Genomic DNA, 6,200 nt, shown 5'->3' on the forward strand with positions numbered 1-6,200 from the left:
TTCACGGTGTGCACCGCCAGGTAGTCTCCCATTTCATGTTGACGATTGATCTACCGACTGCCCGAATCCGTTCACTAAGCGTCGGCCCACTCGACAACAATGTGTACATAGTCAGCTGCAAAGCGACCGGGAAGGCAGCGATCGTCGACGCAGCCAACGAGGCAGACCGCATTCTGGCTGCCGCCGACGATGTCGATCCCCAGGTCGTCCTCACCACTCATGGCCATGCTGACCACCTCGGGGCGGTCAGCGAAGTGACGGCTGCGCTGGGGATCCCCTTCCGACTCCACGAAGCCGACCGTGTCATCGCCAGTCGTTCGATAGACGAACCGTTACTCCCCTGCCTGATCACCGTAGGCGAGATCAGCATCGGCGCCATTCACACACCCGGCCATACACCTGGTTCGATGTGTTTTGTGATCGACGGGGTCGTGCTGACCGGCGACACACTCTTCCCGGGCGGGCCAGGAGCCACCCGATTCCCCTATTCGGACTTCGACCAGATCATGAACAGCCTTCACACCCAGCTTTTCTCGAGACCCGACGAAACCCGGATCCTGCCGGGGCACGGTGCGCCAACCATGATCGGAACAGAGCGACCCCACCTCGCAGAGTGGACGGCCCGACGTTGGTAAAGGCTCAAGAACGGGGCCAAAAGCGACGATGGAGAAAGGTGATCAGGAGGCCTGACTGTTGTCAGCGGATGACAACATCGAAATAGAATTCCCGTCCCTCACCAGGACGGTTCAGTCGAGCACTCCGCGCCCCGGGTCTGCCGCCGCCGCCGATGCCGCTGACGGCCTGGCACACGATGATTCCACAGCAGATGACTTCGCCTGGTTGACAGCCATTTTTGCCGACGACGACGAAACCACCGTCGAAGAACTAACCACTGTCGAAGACATCGACGATGACAGCGACCCGACCGGCGCCGGAGAACCGTTGGTCGATCAAGTCGAGGAGTCAGTCACCGGTCGTACAGAACTTTTGGAGGACCCACCTGCTCCTGATGACACGCTCCTTCCAACTGATCAAATCGAAGACTCGCTCGAGCACCTCGATAAGGTAGAACGGCCCGGGATCGCCTCCTCCACACTTCAAAGAGACGCCGCTATCGATACCGACCGAGACCACGCCCTCGAAACCGAAGCCGCCCAACAATCTTCGACGGACGACTCGGCTGGCCAGATGCAACACAGCACGTCCACCACCATCACAACGCGGAGTGATCTCGTTCCGACTGGTTTGGCAGAGCTCAAAAAGGCCAACGGATTCAGGGAGGAAATCCTCTCGACGTTCTCGCAGATGTACCGCAAATCAGCCCGTCCGGACTGAGACCGCGCTGGCTAACTAGTCACGTAACACTCTCATACGGAATGACCTCAGGCCGACCAGGTTTCTGCCGATAAAACAAGATACAAGAGAAGACGTGCATGGACCTTGTCACAAAGAAGCTCACGGGTGTTCGATTAACGGGCCAGCAGCAAGTCTGGATCCTGACGCTATTTATCGGTCTGGCCGCCGCTGGCATGGCATCTCAGGTGACGGGCTTCACCACCCTGTTTCCCGACTCCAGGCAGATACCCTGGTACATCCTCATTCCGCTGGTGTATGTCGCCGAACTGACCGTCGTGCATCTCCGTTTCCACCGACACGCCCATTCGTTCTCAATGAGCGAAGTGACGTTGGTGCTGGGACTTTTCGCCAGCGCCCCCTGGGAGATCATCGTTGCTCAGATCGGTTTTGCCATGGCCTTGGTGATCAACCGACGCCAGCCGCCGATGAAGTTGGCGTTCAATCTCGCCCAGAACACGTTCGTCGTGATCCTGGCCGTTGTCGTGTTTCGATCAATAGCCGGCTTCGGTGATCCACTCGGCCTGGCCGGCTGGTTCGCGGCGATCACCGCGACGCATGCCGCTGTCATCCTGGCCAACTTACTGATCAATGGTGCCATCCACCTGTCGGGCGGATCGATTGATCGGCGTGAACAACTCGAGGTCTTGTACCTAACTGCGCTGGCGGCCCTGATGAACACTGCCCTCGCCCTGGTGGGAATTACCATCTACTGGAGTGGCGGTTCCAACTCGGCCTGGCTGGCGATGGTGCCTCCGGTGGTTCTGTTCTTCGCTTATCGCGCCTACATCAGCCAGCGCCTCGAGCGGTCCCGCCTTGAGTCCTTGTATCAGGCGACCAGGGTGCTCCACGAATCCCCCCAGATCGAGTCTGCCCTTGAGTCAGCGGCCCTCTACGCACAAGACATGTTCGAAGCCGAAGTCGTTGAGATCATCCTGCTACCCGAAGAGGGAAACTCCGCCTACCTCACGGCCGTGGGGCCCGACGACCGCAGGGTTGTGATGGAACCGTTCGATCTGGGCGCGGGAGAGGCACTGTTCCACAGCATCGCCGACAGCCCTGGCGCCAGGCTGATCACCGATCCTACCGTCTTCGGCCGCGACGGCTGGCATCTGGAGGACGGGGTGGCCGCGCCACTTTCAGGCGATCATGGTACGTTCGGAATCATCATCGTCGCCAACCGAATCAACGATGTTTCACAATTCGAGGAAAGCGACGTTCGACTACTTGAGACGTTCGCCAGCCAGGTTTCGGTGTCACTCGAAAACGGTCGACTTGAAGATTCTCTGGCGCAGCTGACCGACCTCAAAGAGGAGTTGAGGCACCAGGCACTCCACGACTCTCTCACCAAGCTCGCCAATCGCACCCTGTTTGCCGAGGGCGTCGAAGCGGCCATAGCTCGATGTATCGATACCGACCAATTCATCGCCGTGATGTTCCTGGACCTTGACGACTTCAAAACGGTAAATGACTCGCTCGGCCACGCGGCCGGCGACGACCTGTTGATCCAGGTGGCGAATCGTCTTAGGTCTTTCACAAGACCTGAAGATGTAGTCGCTCGCCTTGGCGGAGACGAGTTCGCCATCCTCCTCGAAGATCTCTCAAGCCCGATGGGCGCGACGGATGTTGCCGAGCGGATCATTCGAGGAATGACCATCCCATTCAACCTGGAAGGCAAAGAACTCAAGGTTCACACGTCGATCGGCATAGCCTTCGGTGGTTCCATCGACCGGCCCGATCAAATCATGCGCAACGCCGATGCGGCCATGTACGCAGCCAAACAGACCCGCAAGGGCACCTACCGCGTGTTCGAAGACGCAATGCACGCCGAAATGATCAGACGACTGGAGCTTAAAGCAGACCTGACAGAGGCGGTCGCCCGGGACGAGTTGGTGTTGCGATACCAACCGATCGTCGATCTGGCTACCGGACAGGTCACTGGCGTGGAGGCCCTGGTTCGCTGGCAGCATCCGACCAGAGGAATCGTCCCGCCCGCCCAGTTCATTCCTTTTGCTGAAGAGAGTGGTCTTATCGTCGCCATTGGAGCCTTCGTACTCGAGCAAGCCGTTATCAAGGCTGTCGAGTGGCAGAACGCCCGACCGGACGAGTTCCTGACCATGGCCGTGAATCTTTCACCCCGACAGCTGGCCGAAGTCGACATGGCGGCCATGATCCGCGAAACCATTACCCGACATGGGTTGGAGCCCCGCCGCCTCATCATTGAGATCACCGAGAATGTCGTCATGCAAACTACGGTCAGTCTGCTCGACGACATCCGCGATTTAGGCGTCCGACTGGCCATCGATGACTTTGGAACGGGATACTCGTCGCTCGCCTATCTCGATCGCCTTCCGATCGACATCATCAAGATCGACAAAAGTTTCACCGATAGGCTGAACCCCGACGAGGAGTCCCCGCTCGTTCGGACGGTGTTACAGCTCGGAGATGCCCTTGGTATCGACACCGTCGTCGAGGGTATCGAGACCGCCCATCAACTTCGTCGTCTGCAACAACTGGGGTGTGCCAAGGGTCAGGGTTACCTTCTCTCTCCACCGCTGGCCGCTGCCGAGGTCGAAGCTCTTCTCGGTGACAATTTGACCGGCACTTCGTTGACACATGGACCGACGAAACTTCGGATTGTTGGGTAGCCTCTGTTGACAAGCGGTCGGCTGGCGCGGGATCATAGGCACCGGCAGTACTACCGGAGGGGGATGTCAGGGTGCTGTTTCATGGCGAATTAGAGCTATCCAACGACCCCGGGTCCCGATTGGTCGTCACGCTTACGATGGAGTCTGACGCGTTGTCGTTGGCGACCGGCGACGAGAACCTCGGCACCTGGAATCGCCCGGACACGAAAGCTGTCGAGATCGCCCGCGGTAAATATGATCTGACGCTCGGTAACGAGACGCTCCTATTTACGCCCGAGAATGTACCCTTGTTCGCATCCCGGGGCCTTCCATTCTTTGACGAAGTCGATGAGCAGACCCCACCAGCGGGACTCCTCGCCAAAATCAAAAAGTGGGGTCTCAAACCCGCTGATTTTGCCACCCAACTCGGTCTGACCGTCCCCCTCGCCCCCGGGACCGATCCCGAGGCGGCCACCATCGGACCGCTCGCCGAGGCGACCGCCCGGAATGAAACTGTGACGATCAGGGCTGACGACATCGACCAGCCCAGACGGACTCACCAAACGGCGTCTGGGTCGCCGGTCGAGAGCATCCCGACCGCTGCACATGGACCCGGCCCCGTGAAGCGATTGCCTGGCCCACAGGTTGCGACGTCTCCCGAGCCAACCCTGCCATCGGGTGAGCCCGACGACGTTCTCCTGGGGAGTCGTCCCCGCCCGACCGTCACCCGACAGCCGGACCGCTTGCCGGTCACCCCAATCGTCATGGATCCACTACCTGACGCCGCCCTGTCGGCCGTCACCGAACCGACGACAGTCGGCTCGCCGGGACAAACCTCTAGGCTCGAAAGCCACGAGCCTGAAACCCTCCCCGGGCCGCTCGCCTCCAGCGTCGCCGGACAAGACGGTCGATCCACCGAACCAGCGACGGATCCGATATCCGAGCCACCCACGGGCGCCGCCCCAACCATCAGACCGGTCATCCCCATCGAATTCGATTCGACCCGGATCGAAACCGTCGAGGCCGAGCCCGTTCAAGTCGCCGCACCGTGGAGCGAGCGGACAACCAACCAGGACATCACCCCGAGCGAATCATTGGCACTGTCAACCCCCACTCCCACTGACGCCCTTCCCGGCCTACCCGGCCTACCCGATCTGGCGGGTCTGCTCGCCCGCCTCGAAACAGCCGTGGACGATTTACAAGCCGGACGGATGGAACCCGCCAGAGGCCGGGCAATCGCCGATGTCGTGCGGGCCATGTGCCGCGCGGTCGAGGTATCGGGCCACGGAGCTAAGGATTTAAATTCGATCGCCGATAAGCTTGACAACGGTCAAGGGTTGGGCAACGACGTTAATGGGGATCACGAATGAGACATCCGGGCACCGTATTCGCAGCGGACGACACCAAAGGTATTAAGGGTGTCTTTGTGCTTGACGACGACTCAATCACGCTCGAAGTCAATCACGAACGGTGGGCCACCTGGCACGTGTCGCTCATCTCCCTGTCTGAGATTGCCGGCAACGAATACCAGTTCGCACTCAACGGAGACCTGATTCGATTCATACCGGAACGGCGCCTCGACTTTGCCTACGGCGCAGTCCCCGCCCTGAGCAAAGCTCAGGAAGACGCCACGAAGAGCTTTCGGGCCCGCCGGAAGACCAAAAAAGCCGTCCGCAACGTCCCTCCCCCGGGCCGTCATGAACTGGCTGCACCGCACCCGCTCCAGGTCGCGTCGCCGGCTACGGAGCTCGCGGCTGCCTCCAGCCCGACTCCTCCGGCACCGCAGCACGCACCACAGCCCACCGTCCCGACGCCGGCTAAGCCAGTCGCCGCGCCTTCGTCTTCCATCACGGATCTCGTTGCATCGCGATCGACCTCGAAGATCAGTGCCGGTGCCAAATCGATGCCGACCGGCAAACAAGTCGACCCGATCGACCCGTTTGGGCCTCCCGCAGAAATTGCTGTCCCCCCATCACCGCTTGAGCCTCCGTCAACGGAGAACGGAGAACTGGTGATCGACCTACGAACGGCGGCTGATTTGTCAGAGGTCGTCGACCCGATACCGACCGGCGGCAACAACGAGGTGGCTCCGCCCCGCGGCGGAGCCGTCCATGCCAACGGTCACAGCCGGAGCCCGGTTGACTCCAAACCCGAACACCGAAGCGGACTACGTTTGCTGGACAGGGTCCGCCAACCCAAGGTCGAACACGTCCATGACTA

At 60.3% G+C, this 6,200-nt stretch carries 5 protein-coding genes; all 5 read left to right on the plus strand.

Going from position 1 to position 6,200, the window contains the following annotated elements; all coding sequences use genetic code 11:
• Positions 1-35 precede the first annotated feature (35 nt).
• A complete protein-coding gene (locus tag JJE47_11230; GenBank protein MBK5267993.1) occupies positions 36-635 on the plus strand; it encodes an MBL fold metallo-hydrolase in 600 nt (199 codons plus the stop codon).
• A 58-nt stretch (positions 636-693) separates the two neighbouring features.
• Positions 694-1,335, plus strand: coding sequence for a hypothetical protein (locus JJE47_11235; GenBank protein MBK5267994.1), 642 nt, complete (start codon positions 694-696; stop codon positions 1,333-1,335).
• A gap of 98 nt (positions 1,336-1,433) precedes the next feature.
• Positions 1,434-4,001 carry an EAL domain-containing protein gene (locus tag JJE47_11240; protein ID MBK5267995.1) on the plus strand — a complete coding sequence of 856 codons (2,568 nt, stop codon included), beginning with the start codon at positions 1,434-1,436 and terminating at the stop codon, positions 3,999-4,001.
• Positions 4,002-4,072: 71 nt separating this feature from the next.
• Positions 4,073-5,350: a hypothetical protein gene (locus tag JJE47_11245; protein MBK5267996.1), complete on the plus strand. Its 1,278-nt coding sequence runs from the start codon at positions 4,073-4,075 to the stop codon at positions 5,348-5,350.
• A partial coding sequence (locus JJE47_11250) for a hypothetical protein (GenBank protein MBK5267997.1) occupies positions 5,347-6,200 on the plus strand: 854 nt, incomplete at its 3' end. The genes JJE47_11245 and JJE47_11250, both read left to right, overlap by 4 nt.

The sequence above is a fragment of the Acidimicrobiia bacterium genome, from assembly GCA_016650365.1.
Lineage (GTDB): Bacteria > Actinomycetota > Acidimicrobiia > Spongiisociales > JAENVV01 > JAENVV01.

What these genes read in the sequence shown, in the direction of transcription:
- JJE47_11230 (MBK5267993.1), top strand. Translation starts at nt 36, where the DNA reads ATGTTGACGATTGATCTACCGACTGCCCGAATCCGTTCACTAAGCGTC.
- JJE47_11240 (MBK5267995.1), top strand. Translation starts at nt 1,434, where the DNA reads ATGGACCTTGTCACAAAGAAGCTCACGGGTGTTCGATTAACGGGCCAG.